17 protein-coding genes and 1 pseudogene are annotated in these 17518 nt (G+C 54.9%); 11 read left to right on the top strand and 7 right to left on the bottom strand.

Features of this window, described 5'->3' with window-relative positions:
* The first annotated feature begins 60 nt into the window (after positions 1-60).
* Positions 61-444, top strand: coding sequence for a DMT family transporter (locus B2W96_RS01550; protein WP_312159023.1), 384 nt, complete (start codon positions 61-63; stop codon positions 442-444).
* 91 nt (positions 445-535) lie between these two features.
* The gene (locus B2W96_RS01545) at positions 536-886 is read left to right on the top strand and encodes a hypothetical protein (protein WP_293007865.1); all 351 of its coding nucleotides are present in this window, start codon (positions 536-538) and stop codon (positions 884-886) included.
* A gap of 73 nt (positions 887-959) precedes the next feature.
* On the opposite strand, the gene B2W96_RS01540 is transcribed toward B2W96_RS01545, so the two are convergent.
* The 5 genes from B2W96_RS01540 to B2W96_RS01520 form a co-directional block, all read right to left on the bottom strand.
* The gene (locus B2W96_RS01540; protein ID WP_293007863.1) at positions 960-1832 is read right to left on the bottom strand and encodes a YitT family protein; all 873 of its coding nucleotides are present in this window, start codon (positions 1830-1832) and stop codon (positions 960-962) included.
* Positions 1833-1882: 50 nt separating this feature from the next.
* Positions 1883-2836: a sigma-54 interaction domain-containing protein gene (locus B2W96_RS01535; protein WP_293007861.1), complete on the bottom strand. Its 954-nt coding sequence runs from the start codon at positions 2834-2836 to the stop codon at positions 1883-1885.
* 544 nt (positions 2837-3380) lie between these two features.
* Positions 3381-4775 (bottom strand): sodium/glutamate symporter, encoded by a 1395-nt coding sequence (locus B2W96_RS01530; RefSeq protein ID WP_293007859.1) that lies wholly within the window; start codon positions 4773-4775, stop codon positions 3381-3383.
* A 113-nt stretch (positions 4776-4888) separates the two neighbouring features.
* Positions 4889-6058 (bottom strand): alanine dehydrogenase, encoded by a 1170-nt coding sequence (locus tag B2W96_RS01525; protein ID WP_293007857.1) that lies wholly within the window; start codon positions 6056-6058, stop codon positions 4889-4891.
* A gap of 517 nt (positions 6059-6575) precedes the next feature.
* Positions 6576-7025 carry a YhcH/YjgK/YiaL family protein gene (locus B2W96_RS01520; RefSeq protein WP_293007855.1) on the bottom strand — a complete coding sequence of 150 codons (450 nt, stop codon included), beginning with the start codon at positions 7023-7025 and terminating at the stop codon, positions 6576-6578.
* A gap of 299 nt (positions 7026-7324) precedes the next feature.
* Here B2W96_RS01520 and B2W96_RS01515 point away from each other — a divergent pair, with 299 nt between their 5' ends.
* From B2W96_RS01515 to B2W96_RS01475, 9 genes are all read left to right on the top strand, one after another.
* Positions 7325-8122 carry an IclR family transcriptional regulator gene (locus B2W96_RS01515; RefSeq protein ID WP_293007853.1) on the top strand — a complete coding sequence of 266 codons (798 nt, stop codon included), beginning with the start codon at positions 7325-7327 and terminating at the stop codon, positions 8120-8122.
* Between the two features lie 71 nt (positions 8123-8193).
* A complete protein-coding gene (locus B2W96_RS01510; protein ID WP_293007851.1) occupies positions 8194-9261 on the top strand; it encodes a sialic acid TRAP transporter substrate-binding protein SiaP in 1068 nt (355 codons plus the stop codon).
* A gap of 129 nt (positions 9262-9390) precedes the next feature.
* Positions 9391-9987: a TRAP transporter small permease gene (locus tag B2W96_RS01505; RefSeq protein WP_293007849.1), complete on the top strand. Its 597-nt coding sequence runs from the start codon at positions 9391-9393 to the stop codon at positions 9985-9987.
* 1 nt (position 9988) lies between these two features.
* A complete protein-coding gene (locus B2W96_RS01500) occupies positions 9989-11326 on the top strand; it encodes a TRAP transporter large permease (RefSeq protein WP_293007847.1) in 1338 nt (445 codons plus the stop codon).
* Between the two features lie 43 nt (positions 11327-11369).
* Positions 11370-12293 (top strand): dihydrodipicolinate synthase family protein, encoded by a 924-nt coding sequence (locus B2W96_RS01495; RefSeq protein ID WP_293007845.1) that lies wholly within the window; start codon positions 11370-11372, stop codon positions 12291-12293.
* Positions 12294-12444: 151 nt separating this feature from the next.
* Positions 12445-13443 (top strand): ribokinase, encoded by a 999-nt coding sequence (locus tag B2W96_RS01490; protein WP_293007843.1) that lies wholly within the window; start codon positions 12445-12447, stop codon positions 13441-13443.
* Between the two features lie 74 nt (positions 13444-13517).
* Positions 13518-14129: a KpsF/GutQ family sugar-phosphate isomerase gene (locus tag B2W96_RS01485; protein ID WP_293007841.1), complete on the top strand. Its 612-nt coding sequence runs from the start codon at positions 13518-13520 to the stop codon at positions 14127-14129.
* A gap of 14 nt (positions 14130-14143) precedes the next feature.
* The gene (locus B2W96_RS01480) at positions 14144-14551 is read left to right on the top strand and encodes an RbsD/FucU family protein (RefSeq protein ID WP_293007839.1); all 408 of its coding nucleotides are present in this window, start codon (positions 14144-14146) and stop codon (positions 14549-14551) included.
* 38 nt (positions 14552-14589) lie between these two features.
* Complete coding sequence (locus B2W96_RS01475; RefSeq protein WP_293007837.1) at positions 14590-15381, top strand: alpha/beta hydrolase; 792 nt, start codon at positions 14590-14592, stop codon at positions 15379-15381.
* A 232-nt stretch (positions 15382-15613) separates the two neighbouring features.
* Here B2W96_RS01475 and B2W96_RS01470 read toward each other — a convergent pair whose 3' ends face one another.
* The gene (locus B2W96_RS01470; RefSeq protein ID WP_293007835.1) at positions 15614-16195 is read right to left on the bottom strand and encodes a methyl-accepting chemotaxis protein; all 582 of its coding nucleotides are present in this window, start codon (positions 16193-16195) and stop codon (positions 15614-15616) included.
* Positions 16183-17518: pseudogene (locus tag B2W96_RS01465) on the bottom strand (methyl-accepting chemotaxis protein); the annotation flags it as partial. The pseudogene B2W96_RS01465 and the gene B2W96_RS01470, both read right to left, overlap by 13 nt.

The following is a 17518-nucleotide window of genomic DNA, read 5'->3' as shown; positions in this document are numbered from 1 at the left end:
CTAGATGACCTTAATTTCAAGACTACATGGGAAAATGTTGACAACTGTAACGCTTATTCACTGCTTGTAAAGCTGGTCTACTCCGGCTTTGGCAGCGCCCTGCTATTCGGTATTCTCTTCGCAGCTCAGGGAGAAATCCGTCTGCCCGGAACATGGCGTGCGAGTCTTGTGATGCTGCTTGTCTCCGGTATAGGCAATCTGGGGGCATTCTATTTCATAACCGCCGGCATCAGGCGAATCGGCGCGTCCGCCGCCTCCTTTGTCAATATGCTGGAGCCGATTACCAGTGTGGTGGTCAGCACCGTCATCTACCAAGACCATCAGGGTTTCAAGACAATCTGCGGGATGGCACTGATCCTCTCCTCTGTTCTGCTGGTGGCGATGGACGGGCGCAAGGGGATTTCCGGGAAATCGGACATATCCGGGGAATCGCGCATATGCTGAATCCGACCGCAGTTTCCCGGGATGGCCTTCCCCTGTGTAAAAACTCGGATGTTTTTTCTGCTGGGTGAAACGGGGGAAGAGACCGACCGATATGTACGAATGGCATCAGCGCCCCTTTCCAAACGGCAGAAAAGCCGAACGGGAAAGGGCGCTTTTGCATCTGCGATTCCGGCCACAAACCCGAAACCGCAAGTTTTTGTTTTTGACCCAGCGTGTTCCGGCCTGTATCACACAGATGGATTATCAGGTCGGTACCGGAGCCAAAGGGCACGCTTGGCGTGGCGTCCAACTGCACACAGCCGATGATGGTGAGGGCGTTGAAGTCCACGGCGGAGGCTCTAATGAGGTTGTTGGTCTTGGCCGTCTCGCCGGTAATCAAGGCGCCGGGTCGTATTCCTTGAGAATTTTCCGCATTTCATTCAGTTGCTTGAATACCGCTTGAAATACGCTGCCGTTTTTGGAGTTTGAGATTTCGCAGGATTTGAATAATGCGGCCAATTAAAGGCGGGAGATGATTATGATATGGCTTCTGAGAAGTTCCGAAAGCCAAGACCAAACACCTGATTTGTTTCTGTGACCATGACAAAGGCGTTTTCATCGGCCGCTTCAATAATCTTTTTCAAATCGGAAAATTCCGACTTTCGCACCGTACAAATCACCACGTTTGTATCATCTCCCGAGTAGGCGCCTTTGCCGGAGATAATCGTGGCGCTGCGCTCTATATTCCGGATAATTTGTGTGCAGATTTGCTGTGGATGCTGTGTGACGATCAGCACCTTGCAGCTTGCGCTGCTGAGGTAAAGAATCATGTCGATGACCTTTGTTTCCGCATACAGGCAGATCAGGCCCAAAAGGGCGGCATCAATATCGTGGAACACCAGCACGGAGCTGCTTAAAATGATGCCGTCAATCATCATCAGGAAGCGCCCAATGGAAATGTGCGGCCATTTTTTGCGCAGGAGATACCCGGCAATATCGCTGCCGCCCGTGGTAGAGCCCGCGAGGAAAATCAGCGCCATACCTACCCCGATTACAATCCCGCCGTACAGGCTGGAAATCAGACGGTCACCGCCGTACATTGGGAAATAGGGCGCAACAATCAGGTCGATAAATGAGGAACAGATTATACAGGTGATTCCCGTGCGAATCGCAAAGCGGTGGCTCAGGAAAAACCACGCCAGAATCAGCAGCGGAATATTCACCATTAACGTCAGCCCACCCACCGGAAGGTTGGTCAGATAGCTAAACATCAGCGCGATGCCAGCGGCGCCGCCCGGAGCGATGTTGGCGGGAGAAATGAGGCACTGTGTGCCGATGCTGTATATGATTGCCCCTGCGATCAATGTGGCAGTGCTTTTAATACAACCGGACAGGCGTTGCTTATCCATAAAAAACTCCTTTTGATACGGACAGCCCGGAAAAAGACAGACAAGCCCATTCAATCCAGCAGCAGACAGGAATCCAGACCATAATGCTTTACTTTGCGCTGCAAGGTCTGTCTGGGAATGTCCAATCGTTTGGCAGCTTTGGTCAGATTTCCGCCCGACTGGCTGAGCGCGCCGGCAATGATCCTGCGTTCGTAAGTTTCCATTGCCGTGCGCAGAGGCACTTCCATTGGATCGGGCGAACTGAGGACGGCTTCCTGCGGGAGCAGCTTTTCAAATTTTGCTTCAATATCGGAATATTCCAAAACATGTTGGTCTGCCCCCGCAAGGCTCATGCCGTAAACAATCATCTGCTCCAGCTCACGAATGTTTCCGGGCCAGGAATAACGCTGCAGCTTGTCAATCAGCTCACTGGAAACGAATTCAATCTTCTTGCGGAACGTCGAATTATGCTTTTGAATGTACAGTTTCACAAATGCGGGGATATCCTCCAGGCGTTCCCGTAAGGGCGGAATTGCAATGGACATCATGCTAAGCCGGTAATAGATGTCGCTGCGCAGCCGCTTGTTCGCAATGGCCTCCATCGGGTCTTCGTTTAAGGCAGTGATAAAGCGAAGATCCACCGAAATTTCAGCACGGGACCCCAGCCGACAAAAACGGTTTTCCTGAACAACGCGAAGCAGTTTGGATTGCAGCCCGATTGGCATGGAGTTGATTTCATCCAGAAACAGCGTGCCGCCGTCGGCCATTTCGAAAAGGCCGGGATTGTCAACGGCCCCCGTATAGGCGCCTCTGATAGTGCCGAATAACATGCTTTCAAGCAGCGTTTCCGGAATTGCGGCGCAGTTCTGAGCAAGAAAAGGGCGGTCCTTTCGGCTGCTTGCGTTATGAATTGCCTGTGCAAACACTTCTTTGCCGGTTCCGGTTTCTCCGTATAACATGACGGGCAGGGTGCAGGCGGCCACAACATCAATGTAATCACGCGCCGCCACCATGGCCTTATTCACAGCAATAATGCTGTCCTTTGTAAACTGAAGGCTATCCCTCCACCCTGCGCACTTGAGCGGTGGTAGAGCCGTGTCCATGGCAATTTCCAGGGCGCTGGACAAAAGTCCCTCCGGCTGCACCTCGCTGGACAGGTCAATGGCCCCCACAATACGGTTCCCACTTTTGATCGGGATGGACAGGGAGGTAATGCGAATTCCCTTGTGCCCGACAGGTTTAAGGTATTGATTTTTGACGTAGGCAGGCACGCCCTCCTGCATGGCTTTATAGGTAGTGCTGTTATTTGAAGACAAGTTCTCGTACACGTCGTAGAAATTTTTTCCCACAGGCGCCTCACCGGAGCCCCGAATAGATAGCTTGTCGTTCAGTTTGGCGGAAAATAAAATTTCCCCCTGCAAATTGATAATGGTGATGCCGTCAATATAACCTTTGCCGCTGAAAAGCTTTTGCAGCGCGTTCAAAACGTCCATTATGCCGCCTCCCCTGTAGTTCACAAAGCTACTATACTATGAAGCTTGGCAAATGGAAAGATTTGAATAGGCAAAATCAGCGGGAAAGCGACCGGTCGGCTTGGTCTTCTCCTTCGGCGGGCCGGTCCAGCGGCAGCTTCAGCCACCACCAGCGGCAGATCAGGTTGAGTACGATGCAGGCAACAGTCACCAGCGTGTACAGCCCCACAAAGGCCCAGTGCTGTCCTCCCAGCAGCATGGCAGGGCCCATGCCCCATGCAAACATTTCGATGGGTGTGGTCAGCGGCCCGGCCAGGGCGGTGTCGTTGAGGGTCTTAGAGCGATTTTCCGGATCTACGATCCGCAGCAGGATAAAGCCGATGGCAAAAACCCCCGTGGAATATCCAAAGACAAAGATGGAGCGTTCAAACCAACTGCCGCGATTCATCGCAGGCCCAAAGAACATTAAGGTGGCAAACACGATGGCCATTCCAAACAGCAGAAGCATTGCCAGCGGGACCGCATACTTCACGATTACTTCAATTTTAATGGAGGCAATTCCAAAAAACACAAGGTAATCCGTTGCAGAGCCGGAGATGCGGCTGATGGTGTCCGGATCAATATAATTGTTGACTCCGGTGGCCTTAAAGATCAGGAACATCACAAAGGCTGTAAGAAATGCAAGCAGATAGGTGGGCAAGTCCAATGCATGGTTGCTGGCCTCATAAATATAGCGATAGAGCAGGACGCCAATGCCGGAGCAGACAAGCAGAATGGCCAGATGCCATGCAATCGGGTCAAGAACAATGGAGGAAACAGTTTCGGTTCCGATCGGCTTGCGGTTTTCTTTGGCGACAAGCCCCGTTTTTAAATCGCCGGAAATATAATTGAAGTCCTTGATATACTTGGTCCAACCGCGCTTTGTACCAACCTTGATAAAGGCAAGTCCACCGAAAATGCCGGAAAGGATGCCCACGGTGGCGCAGGTCATTCCGATATCCTTCGCGTCGGCAAAGCCCAGATTTGCCATGGCGGAGCCAACAGCGGCTGCGGTGCCGTGACCGCCGGTGAAGCCGGAGGCAAGCAGCAGGCCAAATCCATAATTGATATTCGGAAAAAGGTTGGAAATGACGACGATGGAGAAAAGAACAGGCAGGCTGAACTGGATGGCCTGCGCCAGCACCTTATAGGAAAAGTAAGAACCGATGCGTCCAATCTCCGCTTTGATGTTCTTTTTGTCGACGGAAAAGCCCCCGATTCCAACGGCGGAGAAGATCAGAATAATCAAAAGGCCCGGATAGGAGCTGATGGAGTCAGAAAAGAACAATACGTTGAAGCCCTGAGTCCCCAAGATCAACGCGAGAAACCCGGCCAGCATGCTGGCGGGAATAAAAAAATTCTGGACAAACTTTACCTTGGCACGGATGAACTGCCCGACCATAATAAATGCGGAGGCCAAAGCGAAATCAAGCAAAAAATCGGTAGCAGACATAGGGAACCGCCTTTCTCTCAATACTGAATTTTCCGGTTTTGTAGACTTCGGATTACCGCAGGGGAATTGATGTGCCAAAACATACGAAGAGAAGGTGGGGGACGCGGATCAACTTATTGGAACTCCTCATAGTAGTCATTGGAACGGGTGGCGGTTGCAGGAGGGGCCATGTCCAACGGGCAGTCTTTGATCTTCAAAATGGTTTCCGGGCGAACCCATTTGCGCTTTTGAATCCCGCTGGTCTCCTCGTGGGTGAGATAGCCCTTGTAAGCAGTCAGGCTGCGGCGAAGAAAGCCGTCCTTCACACAGGCGTTCTCAACGCCCTGGTTCATGATGCTGCGGAAGTGGGGCAGAACGGAGGCGGCGTATGCAATGGAGGTGGACTGGGCAATGGCGCCCGGAATGTTGCTCACACAGTAGTGCACCACGCCTTCTTCTATGTAGCGGGGATTTTCATGGGTCGTCTCATGGAAGGTTTCAATTGCGCCGTAATCATTGCTGATGTCCACAATAACCGATCCTTTTTCCATGGAGCGGACCATTTCCCGGTCAATCATGAACTCGGTGGCGTTTTTGGGCCACTTGACGCAATTATAAACCACGTCAACGCTTGGCAGCAGTTTGGCAATATTATACCGGTTTGAAATCTGAGTAAATACGCGCTGCTGGAATTGCACGGCGGTGGAGCGCAGGGTACCGATGTTGATGTCCATCACAGTCACTCTGGCGCCCAGACTGCACAGCACCGAGGTAACGGCCTGTCCGACGGTGCCGCCGCCCAGAACCAGGGCATGGACACCGGGAGCGCCGCCGAGGCCGTTGACAAACTTTCCTTTTCCCCCGTGAATCGACTGCAATGATTCCAGCCCCATCAGCGCCCCCTGCTTTCCGGCTGCCTCGCAGTTTGGAGAGCCGTATCGGTGAGAGTCCTCTGCGGTAAAAGCAATGCACTTGCTGTCCAGAAGCGCCTGCACTTCCTCCGGATGCGCCGCCGGATGGATACAGGTGAATACAATTTGATTTTCACGCAGCAGTCCGTATTCACAGGATTCAAATTCCTTAACTTTGGCAACAAAATCACATTGGGAATAAATCTCCTGCATGGTGTCAACCAGTGTGGCGCCCTCTGCGGAATATGCCTCATCTGAAAATCCGGCGTTGGCGCCGGCGCCCCTTTGCACAAATGCTTCATGCCCATCGTTTGTCAGCGAGCTGATTTCGGCCGGTGTGGCAATCACGCGGTACTCTCCGTCCTTGATGTCCTTTAAAATACCGAATTTCATAAAATTACTCCTTTGACAGTTTTATTCAGGTAGTTTGCCTGCGTAAATCAGGGAAAGCAAAGTACATGCCAAAGCAAACATGAACGATAATTTTTGTATAAATCCCCACATTATTTTGGGTAACTTTTGTATATTTTTTACCAATTTCTTATTGATGAAATTCAAATACATCCGCGTTAAAAAAGAAGACTGCCCATAAATAATAAAAAACGACCATTTTCGAGCATGGGCAAAAATGATGCGCACAGAAACCCGTTTCGAGGAAAAGCGGACACAACAGGATCTATCGGTTCACGCTGTCAGGAGATAAAAGCACAGAACCCATGCCGGGGCTCTGGACAGACTAAGGCGCTCAAGCTATACAGCTTGAGCGCCTTTTACGCAAAATACAAGCTCCTTGCGGGGGGTTATCAAACCGCACAAGAGACCCCATTTTTCTTTGGAACGTCAGGCACGCCTTTTTATACACTCATCCTGCGCCGCCGTTTTCGACACTGCGGAAAGAACGCTTTGCGCCTCAGTCCTTGCGAACCTTGACTACGCACTTGCGAACCGTCTCCGGCGCGCCCACCGCCACGCAGGGGGCATGGGTGTCCTGAGGCCACAGAACCAAAACCCGGCTGCCGCTCAGCGTCAGCCGCTCCGTGGGGCCGCGGTAAAACCAGATATCCCGTGCCTCGTCGCCGGAAAGCTCCTCCTGCATGGCGGAGAGAGGGGCCACGCCCACCAGCTCTTTTCCGTGCAGAAGATACTGCACATCAATGTATTTCCGATGGGCCTCCGGCGTGTCGTTGATAAGGCGTGTTTCATAGGTGCTCAGGTCGGCAAACACGTCTGTCCCGTCCAGCTCGATGCGGCCGTCGGGGAGGGAGGAAAAATCCGTCTCCGCAAGAAAGCGAAAGGCCCGCTCCAACCGGGGGGACAGGGAGGAATATTCCAGAAGATGCTCTGTTGTGTCGTAAAGCATAGGAAATCGTCTCCTTCAGCCGCCGCAGGCGGCGTTATATACCGGGCAAAAACACGCCCTTTTCTCTAAAATTGTACACGAGGAGTCGCGCTTTGTAAATGATTGGATGGAGCGCATCGCCGGGGGAAAAGACTTTTTATACAAAAAACGAAAAAATTGTTCACCATTCCGAAACGCAGGTTTAAATTTAGTGCGACGTAAACGTATAACCATAAAAAAATCACAGTTTTTTTTAAATCGCTTGCGAATTTTTTCTGGTTTTAATATAATAATATCACAATAAAGAAAGGCGTTCTGTAATGATGAACAATAAAGAAGAGATTGGTATGAACTGGGCACAGGACCCCAAAGTCAAATCTCTGGCAAAGGCGCTGCGGATTTTGGAATGTTTTTCTGTGGATACGCCTGAGTTGGGCGTAACCGAGCTGGCGGAAATGAACCACATCACCAAAAGCAACGCGCACAATATCCTGACAACCTTTCAGCAAGGCGGCTATGTTGTAAAACAGCCCAACGGAAAATATGCGCTGGGGCTTCAGTTGCTGGAATTTTCCTACATTATTAACCAACATCTGGGATATCCCCGGGCGGTGTATGACCTGCTGACAGACTTGGCAAATAAAACCGGCGAAATTGTCTATTTCGGTCTTCCTCACGGAACAGACGTCCTTTATCTCTATGTGGCCCACCCCATAGCGCGGATGCAGGAGCTGCCCTACCGCGATATGCTGGGAGAACACGCACCGCTCTATTGCACGGGAATCGGCAAGGCCATTCTTTCCGCCATGCCGGAGGAGGAGTGGGAAGAGCACATTACCCCGGTCCGCACACCCTTTACCGACGCCACGGTGACCGACCATGATCAGATCATCGAAGAGCTGTGGCGCACCAGACGGCGAGGCTATGCCATCGACAACTGCGGGCGGGAAGTCAATGTCCGCTGCGTCGGCGCACCGGTATTCAGCGGAACGGGACGGCTGGTGGCCGGCATCAGCACTTCTGGTCCGGCCAGCGCCATGACGGACGAAAAGCTGCTGCACTGCTCCAAGCTGGTGGTTGACACTGCCCGACGTATGCGCGAGCGCATCTATCACTAAATCTGTGGTCCAACGCCGGGAGGCGTGAAAATTGTTAAACCGCACAAATTTTAATTTAGGAGGATATTTTGATGAAAAATTGGAAAAGAGCTCTTGCGATGATGTCCGTTTCCGTGATGGCGGCAGGTATGCTGGCCGGCTGCGGCGGCGGCTCCACCCCGGCTGCATCCGGTTCTGCGGGTGGTTCCGGCTCCGGTTCCGCCGCCGCAAGCGGCGCAGGGGACCCTGTGAACCTGATTTTCTCTATCGCCGCCGTCCCCACTGACGCTCATGGCGCTGCACAAAAGGTCTTTAAGGATAAGCTGGAGGAGATCTCTGGCGGCAACATGACTGTGGAGTGCTACGATTCCGGCACATTGTACGGTCAGGACACGGAGACAGACGCCCTGAAGAATGGAGATGTGGACATGATTTACAGCTCCGCCTCCTGGCTGACCGATGGTTCTCCCTGGGTTTCCATGTTTACCGCAGGCTATGTGTTCCAGAGCTATGATCACATGACCAAGGTTCTCAACGGCGACATCGGCAAAGAGGTTTTCGAGAAGGTCGCCAGTGAGCAGGGCATTCTTCCTTTGGGCGCGTTTTATCTGGGCACCCGCCAGATCAGCCTTTCCGAAGACCGCGCCATCAAGACCCCCGATGATCTCAAGGGCGTGAACCTGCGGATGCCCAACTCCGAAGCGTGGGTCTTTTTGGGCAAGGCCATGGGCGCAAACCCCACCGCCATCGCGTTCAACGACTTGTATCTGGCGCTGCAGACCGGCACTGTGGACGGTCAGGATAACCCCCTGCCCACCGTGCAGTCCGCCAAGTTCTATGAGGTGCAGAAGTCTATTTCTCTGACCAACCATCTGGTGGATTCCGTGTGGCCCACCATGAACCTGAAGAAGTGGAACTCTCTCACCACCACCCAGCAGGATTGGGTGATGCAGGCTGTGGAAGCCGCCCGGCAGTCCTGCGATGAGCAGAACCTGAAGACGGAGTCCGAGGTTCAGGATTTCCTGAAGGAAAAGGGCCTGAAAATTTATGAGGCCGACGTAGCCACCTTTGCCGACCATGTGCTGTCCGTCTATCTGAATGATCCCATCTCCGATAGCTGGGACAAGGATCTGCTGAGCGAGATTCAGGCGATGGCCTGATCTGAACCGCTACATCCCGACCGGGGGGCTGGCAAACCGGCCCCCCGGCTTTTTTAAATTCTTTGGGGCGCTTACGCCGTGCCTCCTGTTCCTATCAGCAAGGTTCGCTTTCAGAGAGGAGAGATGTTTTTGGACGGTCTGAAAAAAATAGGGCGGTTTATCCGCAACTGCGTGGAATTGTATATTCCCATCGTGGCCTTTGTGGCGCTGTTTTTAATTTTCTGTTTTCAGGTTTTTATGCGCTATATCGCCAACAACCCCCAGTCCTGGACGCTGGAGGTAGAGCAGATGTGCTTTTTATGGCTGGTGCTTCTGGGCGCCTGCTTTGCCCAGCGGGAAAAGGCGCACGTATCCTTCACCCTGCTGTATGACATGCTGGGCGTGAAGGGAAAGGCGCTTACCGCCATGCTGGGTAATCTTGTGATTGCCGTGACCTTTGCAGTGGCGTTTATTCCCTCCCTTCGGTATATCTGGGGACTGATGAGCCGGGCGCAGGTCACCAGCATTCTGAAAATCCCCAAGACATTGGTGTTTTTCCCCTATGTGATTTTCCTTGGATTCATTCTGGTGTACTCACTTTTGGATATTTACGAGGAAATCCGGGTTCTTCAGGGGGATCAACGGTATATTAACAAGATGCTGAACGAAGGCAAATCCGAGGCGGAGCAAGCCGTTGAGGATGCCATCCAGCAGGAAAACGGCGAAGCCGAAAGGGAGGGCCAATAACATGGAATATTTGCCTTTGATTGGCTTTCTTGTGGTGTTTGTCTTAATTTTTCTGCTGCGGATGCCTATTCCCACAGGCATGATCGCCGCGTGTATGACCTATTTTATTCTCGGTGCAGTCCAGTCCGGTCAGCCCATTGGCGCGGCGCTGGTGGGTGAGACGGGCAGCCTGCATCTGGTGGCACAGAAGACCATTGAACAGGTGTTTACCAACGGCACGCTGATTGCCGTCCCCCTGTTTATCTTCGCAGCCAACATCATGAACGCGGGCAAAATTACGGAGTATGTATTCGGCGTGTGCAAAGGCATCGTGGGCCGGTTCCACGGCGGATTGGCGCACGTAAATGTGCTGGCCTCGCTGGTGTTTTCCGGGATGACCGGTTCCGCTGTGGCAGACGCTTCCGGCCTTGGTAAAATGGAGATCGATGCCATGCGGCAGGAGGGCTATGACGACGGGTTTAGCTGCGCCATCACCGCCGCCAGCGCCACCATCGGGCCCATTTTCCCGCCCTCCATCCCCATGGTCATCTACGCCATGCTGACAAATGCCTCTGTGGGCGCTCTGTTCATGGCGGGCATGGTTCCCGGCGTTTTGCTGGCGCTGGCCCTCGGAATATATGTGTTCCTGATTGCCAGAGTGCGCAAGTATCCCCGCAGCGAACCGCCCAAGCTGCGCGCTTATCTCCAATACTGCCTGAAGGCCTTTTGGGCCATGCTGACCCCGGTCATTCTGCTGGTGGGCATTTATACCGGCGTGATGACGCCCACCGAGGCAGGCGCCATTGCGGGACTGTATGCTCTGATCGTGGCAATTTTCGGCTATCGCGTTTTGAGCTGGGACGGTTTCAAGCAGGTTCTGATCGACACGGTGCGTTCCACCGGCTCCGTTTCCATTATGGTGGGCGCGGCCTCCGCCATCTCCTTCATCTTCGCCAAAGAGCAGATCGGCGTTATGATCGGAAACTGGCTGCTGGGCATTACGGACAACAAATATTTGTTTTTGCTGATTGTAAATTTTGTCATCCTGATTTTGGGCATGTTTGTGGACACCTCGGTCATTCAACTGGTGATGATTCCCATTCTGTGGCCCGTGGCCAACGCTTTGGGCGTGAATATCATTCACTTCGGACTGATCATCGTTTTTAACATGATGGTGGGCCTTTCCACCCCGCCCTTCGGCATGTGCCTGTTCATTACCTCCGGGATTTCCGGCACGCCGCTCAAGGACGTGGTGAAAGAAATCAAGTGGCCCATCGTGGTGATGCTGATTGTGTTAGCCATTATCACCTATATTCCCGAGGTGGTGCTGTTCCTGCCCCGGATGTTCCATATGATGTAAACGCAGACCAAGGGAATGCCTATCATTTTTAAGGAGAAGAATCATGGCTTTTTCTATCGCTTCCGGCGTCTGGCCGGTGATGATTACCCCATATCACGACGATAAGACAATTGACTACAAGGCGATTGCGCGCCTGTGCGACTGGTATGTTGAAAAAGGCTGCGCCGGAGTTTTCGCCGTGTGTCAGTCCAGCGAGATGCTTTATCTCACCCCTCAGGAAAAGCTGGATATTGCCAAGGCCACCGTGGACGCGGTGGGCGGACGCATCCAAATTGTGGTTTCCGGCCACACTGCCGACGACAAGCCCTCCCAGTTCCGGGAGCTGGAGGATATGATGCGGATTCCCGGCATCGGCGCGTATGTTCTGGTAAGCAACCGGCTGGACCAGGATCACGAAGGCGAGGCCGCCTTTGAGTCCAACGCCCGGGAGATTTTTGACCGGTATCCGGAGATAGACTTCGGAATCTACGAGTGTCCCGCTCCATGGAAGCGTTTGGTTTCCACGGAGTTTCTCCGCAAGGCCGGCAAGGAGGGACGGATGGTGTTCCTGAAGGACACCTGCTGCGACTATGAGCTGGTTCGGGAACGTCTGAAAGCCGTGGAGGGTACGTCGCTGAAGATTTTCAACGCCAACGCCCAGTCTTGGTACGACAGCGTGCTTCACGGCGCGCAGGGCTACTGCGGCGTGATGGCAAACTTCCACCCCGAGCTTTACAAGTGGGTTTATGACCACAAGGACTCCGACCCTGAACGGGCGCAGATGGCGGCCCACTTCCTGACCATGGCGGGGATGATCGAGATGCGTATTTACCCCTGCAACTGCAAATACCATCAGAAGCTGGAGGACGTGCCCATGAGTGTATACTCCCGCAGCGCCGACATGGCCAAGCTGGACAAAAACGCCCGGGGCGAGGTGGAATCGCTGATTGCCATGGAGAAGTACGTTCGCAGGCAGTTGGGTATTTAACAAACGAGTGCTGCACCGTTTTTCAAAGGACCGTCCACAGACGGAAATTTACGCGGGTTTTCCCTTGCATTTGGCGGTGACCCGGCCCTTGATGAAAGCGGTCAAAAATCAGCGGTGACCCCGCGCAAAGCAGAAAGAGAGGAGCAATTCTATGCTGAAAAGACCAAAAATTTTGGTGGTCGGCAGCTTTATGATGGATTTGATCGCGTCCGCGCCCAAAGTCCCCGCCTCCGGTGAGACCGTCATCGGCACCGATTTCCGCACCGCGCCCGGCGGCAAGGGCGCAAATCAGGCCGTTCAGTGTGCCCGGCTGGGCGCGGAGGTTGTGATGGCGGGACAGGTGGGCGACGACGCCTTCGGAAAAGAGATGCTGGAGACTGCGGCGCGGGCAGGCGTGGACGTAAGCCATGTTCAAAAGGACCCCGACAAATCCTCCGGTGTGGGGCACATTCTTTTGGAGGTCACGGAGCGGGGAACGCAAAACCGCATCACCGTGGTACCAGGCGCCAACTATTCCACCACCGTGGAGCAGGTGGCATGGCTGAAAGATGAAATCGGGCGTTTTGACATGGTTATGCTCCAACTGGAGATTCCCATGGAGGTTAACGTGGCCGTGGCGAAGTATGCCAAGGCGGCAGGGGTTCCCGTGATGCTGAACCCCGCTCCGGCGGCCGCGCTGCCGGAGGAATTGTTACGCTGCGTCACTTATCTCTCTCCCAACGAGCATGAGGCTGCGGCCATCGCGGGGCTTCCCCTGCGGGCGGACGAGAGCGGCGTCAGCAAGGACGACGTGGAGGCCGTGTCGGCGGCTCTGCGGAGCCGGGGCGTGGAAAACGTGATTATTACGCTGGGGGAGAACGGTTCCTCGGCGGCAGGTCCCGGTGGCATTGACTACACCCCCTGTGTGAGAATGCCGCAGGTGAAAGACCCCACCGCTGCGGGGGACTCTTTTGTTGCGTCGTTCTGCACGGCCCATGCCGCCGGACTTCCGCGGGCGCAGGCGCTGGCCTTTGCCGGCCATGCCGCCGCCATCACCGTTTCACGAATGGGAGCCATGCCGTCCCTCCCCACCATGGAGGAAGTGCAGGCCCTGCTGCGGGAGCGGGAGTACCACGAAGTTGATCTGGCGGAGTTGGACGCGCTGCGATAAGCGATACAAACAAAAGCTTTCGTCAGCAGCCGGGCTGCTGACGAATATGCTTTCCATGCAGAAAGGAAACAGCTATGAAACATGAGAGCAAGCAAGCGGCGGCGGCGTTTTTGTCTTCCGTCCGGGAGGAGCTTCCCGCATTTGTGGAGAAGCTGGACGGCGAGACTTACGAACAGGCGGCGGATCTGATTCTCGCGTCCCGGGCCGGGGGCGGCAGACTGCACGTCACCGGCATCGGGAAACCGGGACACGTTGCAGCGTATATGGCGTCCCTGTTTTCCTCCACCGGAACCCCGTGCTATTTTCTCCACGGAACCGAAGCGGTCCACGGCTCCTGCGGCCAACTGGCGGCGGGGGATGTGGTGATTTCCATTTCCAATTCCGGCGAAACGGCAGAGCTGAAAAGCACCGTTCTGGCCATTAAAAACAACGGCTGCAAAGTCATCGGCGTATCCGGGAATCCGGAGAGCTGGCTGGCTGGCCAGTCCGATGCGTTTCTCTATGCCGGCGTGGGCGCGGAGGGCGGCCCCATGAATCGCGCGCCCCGGAACTCGATTCTGGCGGAGCTGGTGACGCTGCAAGCTTTGAGCGCGGCGCTTCAGGCAGAGCAGAACTGGAGCGTGCAGGAGTACGTCCGCTGCCATCCCGGCGGAAAGCTGGGCCAGCTCCGAGACGGCGAGAAGTGAGAGGAGGCGGTCTTATGCTGACCGGAAAGCTGATTCACCCTGAGCTTTTATACGCCCTGTCCCGCTGCGGACACGGAGATAAGGTGCTGATTGCCGACGGAAACTATCCGCTGGCGGCCAAAACCGGGGATGCGGAGAAGGTCTTTTTAGGTCTTGCGCCCGGCCTTCCCACCGTCACACAAGTGTTGGAGGCCCTTTTGTCCGTATGCAGCTTTGAAAAGATGGAAGTGATGCAGCCGGAGGACGGCTCCACGCCGGAGATCTTCGGCGAATTTGAACGGCTCTTACCTGCCGCCGCCATGGAAAAGCTGGACCGCTGGGTATTTTACAGCGCCTGCGGTGAAAAATGCCTGCGTGTGGCAGTCTCCACCGGAGAGGGAAGAACCTTTGCCAATGTGCTTTTGACGGTGGGCTGTGCGTAAAACGCAGGGCGCAGAGCCGATGAGAGGAGATATGCCGGATGCAAACCCTGAATAGCCCCTTTCCAGATGCGTCGCTGGACGTTTATCCCGCAGAGGGGGCGGAGGCCGCAGTGGTGATCTGCCCCGGCGGCGGATACGCATTCCTTTCAAAGTGGGAGGATTCGTTTGTGGCCCGGGCCTTTAACGAAGCCGGATACCACGCCGTTGTGCTGCATTACGGAGTGGAGCGCCCCCCGCTGGGGTGGCGTCCGCTGTGCCAGTTGGCCCGGGCGGTGGCGGCGGTGCGCGGGGGAGCGCTTCCCGGGCTGCCCGCCATTCAAAAAGTAGCGGTCTGCGGCTTTTCCGCCGGAGGGCATCTTGTTGCCAGTCTTGGCGTGCAATGGCACAACCCAGCCCTGTTTTCACCGGGAACGGACTTGCTTTCCCACAGGCCGGACGCGCTGATTTTGGGATATCCAGTGATTTCGGGCGGAAACTATGCCCACCCGGGCAGCTTCACCCAACTGGCGGGCGAGGACCGCTCCGCATGGGCGGAGTTTTCTTTGGAGCATCTGGTAGATGAAAAGAGTGTACCCGCCTTTTTGTGGCACGCCGTGCCGGATGAAAGCGTATCGGTGCAAAACAGTTTGTTGTTTTTTCAGGCGCTTTTGCGCAGCCGCGTTCCGGCGGAGCTGCACCTCTACCCTTTTGGCACCCACGGGATGTCGCTGGCGATCCCGGAGGTTGCCCGTCCGGCAGAAAATCGTCTGGCGGACGCTCATGTGGCCACTTGGCTGCCCTTGGCGGAGCGTTGGCTGGCGGATATCTTTTCCGGCCGGGCGGAAGGCTGACGCGGGCCTTTCTATGGAAAGCGGCGGGTTTTCCGAACAATCCGCACAGCCTGTCATTCAAAAAACGCTCCCTGCCTTCCTCGGCAGGGAGCGTTTTCGGCCTGTTCGTCAAGGGCCGCCGCAAACGGCGGATGGCGCTGTGGATTGCAACCGCAGCCCGGGTCGGAGAAAAAAAGGAAGCCGGACTGTCAGTCCGGCTTCCTTTTGATAATGCGGTATAGTCCCCGCGCAATCAGACAGTTTTAAATTCCGACACCATGTCGTCCAGCATCTGCATCTGCCCCAGCAGCTCTTCGCTGGTGGCGGCGCTTTCCTCCGCCGTGGCGGAGTTTGCCTGCGTCGCATTGGAAATCAGCCGAACCCCCTCGCTCAGCTCGGACACGCTTTGGGACTGGCTGCCCAAGGATTTCGTGACCTCGTCCACCAGCGCGCCCACGCTGCTGGTCTGCTCCACAATTCTCTGGAACGCCAGCGCCGCGCCCTCGGCGGTCTGCTTGCCGGTTTCCACGGAAGCCAGTGTGCTGTCAATCAGCTCGGCAGAGTTTTTCGCGGCCTCCGCACTTTTGGACGCCAACTGACGCACCTCGTCCGCAACCACGGAAAAGCCCTTTCCGGATTCGCCCGCGCGGGCGGCCTCCACCGCGGCGTTCAGCGCCAGAATATTTGTCTGGGCGGCAATGTCGTCTATGTAATGGATGATGGCTTGTATCTTTGTGGTAAAATCGTCAATGCTCTGCATGGCGTCCAGCATCTTCTGCATCTTTTCGCGGCCTGTCTGGGTTTCCTGCAAGGCGGTCTGGGTCATATTCTGCATAGATTCGGAATGGTGCGCCGTCTCCTGAATTTGCTTGGAGACGAACTCCAGCGAATTTTCAACCCGCTCCGCCGCGGACGCCTGCTCGGAGGAGTTTCCGCAAGGTTCTGTCCGCCCAGAGCCACCTGCTCCGCGCCGGAGCGAACCTGCGCTGTGGACTGGGAAATCTGCTCCAAGGTGCCGTTTAAGGACTGCACGATTTTCTCAAGCGCGGACTGGATGGATACAAAGTCGCCTGAATACTCCACGCTGCTGGTCACCGTCAAATCCTTTTCCGCAACACTGTGGAGAATGCTGGAAATATCTCCGATGTACGTCTGAAGGCCGTGGATGGTATTTTGTATGGCGGTCATCAGGCGGGCGCCCTCATCCTTGCCCTTCACCGGCTCCACCTCGGTTTGAAGGTCGCCCTGCTCCAGCAACTCCAGCCGCCGGGTGGCAAGAACAATGGGTCGCGTAATCATCTGTGAAAAGATACGGGTAAAGATAATAGAGATGAGAAGCAGGACAAGGCCTGTACCCACACAAAAGGCCAGGGTAATTTTCGCGTTTTGCTCCACCTGCGTCAACGGTCTTGTTACGGCAATGGACCAGCCTTCCGGCCCGTCAAGGGGTGTAAAGCCGACCATGCGGCGCACGCCGTTGTAATAGCTGTATCCAATTCCCGTTTCCCCGGAAATCATACGCTTAAACATGGCGGCGGTAGGTGCGTAGCTGGGGTCCTTTTCGGCCAGTTCAAAATAGTTCACCGGATCTGCAATGTTGGTTACGTCGGGGTGCAGCACTGTGAATCCGTCGGCATTGATGCCGAACGCATATCCGTTTTCGCCAATTTTGATCTGATCCAGCACGTCGCTGAAAACCGTATAGGGAAATTCCCCATACAAAAGCCCGTTGCTGCCGGGAATGGAAGCCGCTACATAAAGCACCAGCTCCTGCGCGCTGTTGAGAGCGGGGCTGGAGATATAGGTCTGACCGGATTTTGCCTGCTGGAAAAACGTTTGATCCGCCAATGCGACCCCGTGGGTGTTGCTTCCCTGTGCGTCGGCGATAGCCAGATAATTAAACCCGTTCTGCTTGGCCTCCTCCGTCAGGTATTGCTGGAGCGCCTGCGTGGAAACCTCGGGATCTGTCAGTTCACTCCGCGCCGCTTCATCCTGAATGGCACTGCGGTAAGATTCCATCACAATATTAAGGCCCTGACTATATGCGGACACCAGCGAGGAAGAGGTGGCCTCCTCCTGCGCCATGGAGCTTTTGTAGTAAAGCATAGAAGAAATCGCGGTCAGAGAAAGTATAGTGAAAGCCAAGAGCAAAGAGATG

The sequence above is a fragment of the Oscillibacter sp. UBA6647 genome (genome assembly GCA_002455655.1).
GTDB lineage: Bacteria > Bacillota > Clostridia > Oscillospirales > Oscillospiraceae > Oscillibacter.
This window is presented reverse-complemented; position numbering and strand designations above follow the sequence as displayed.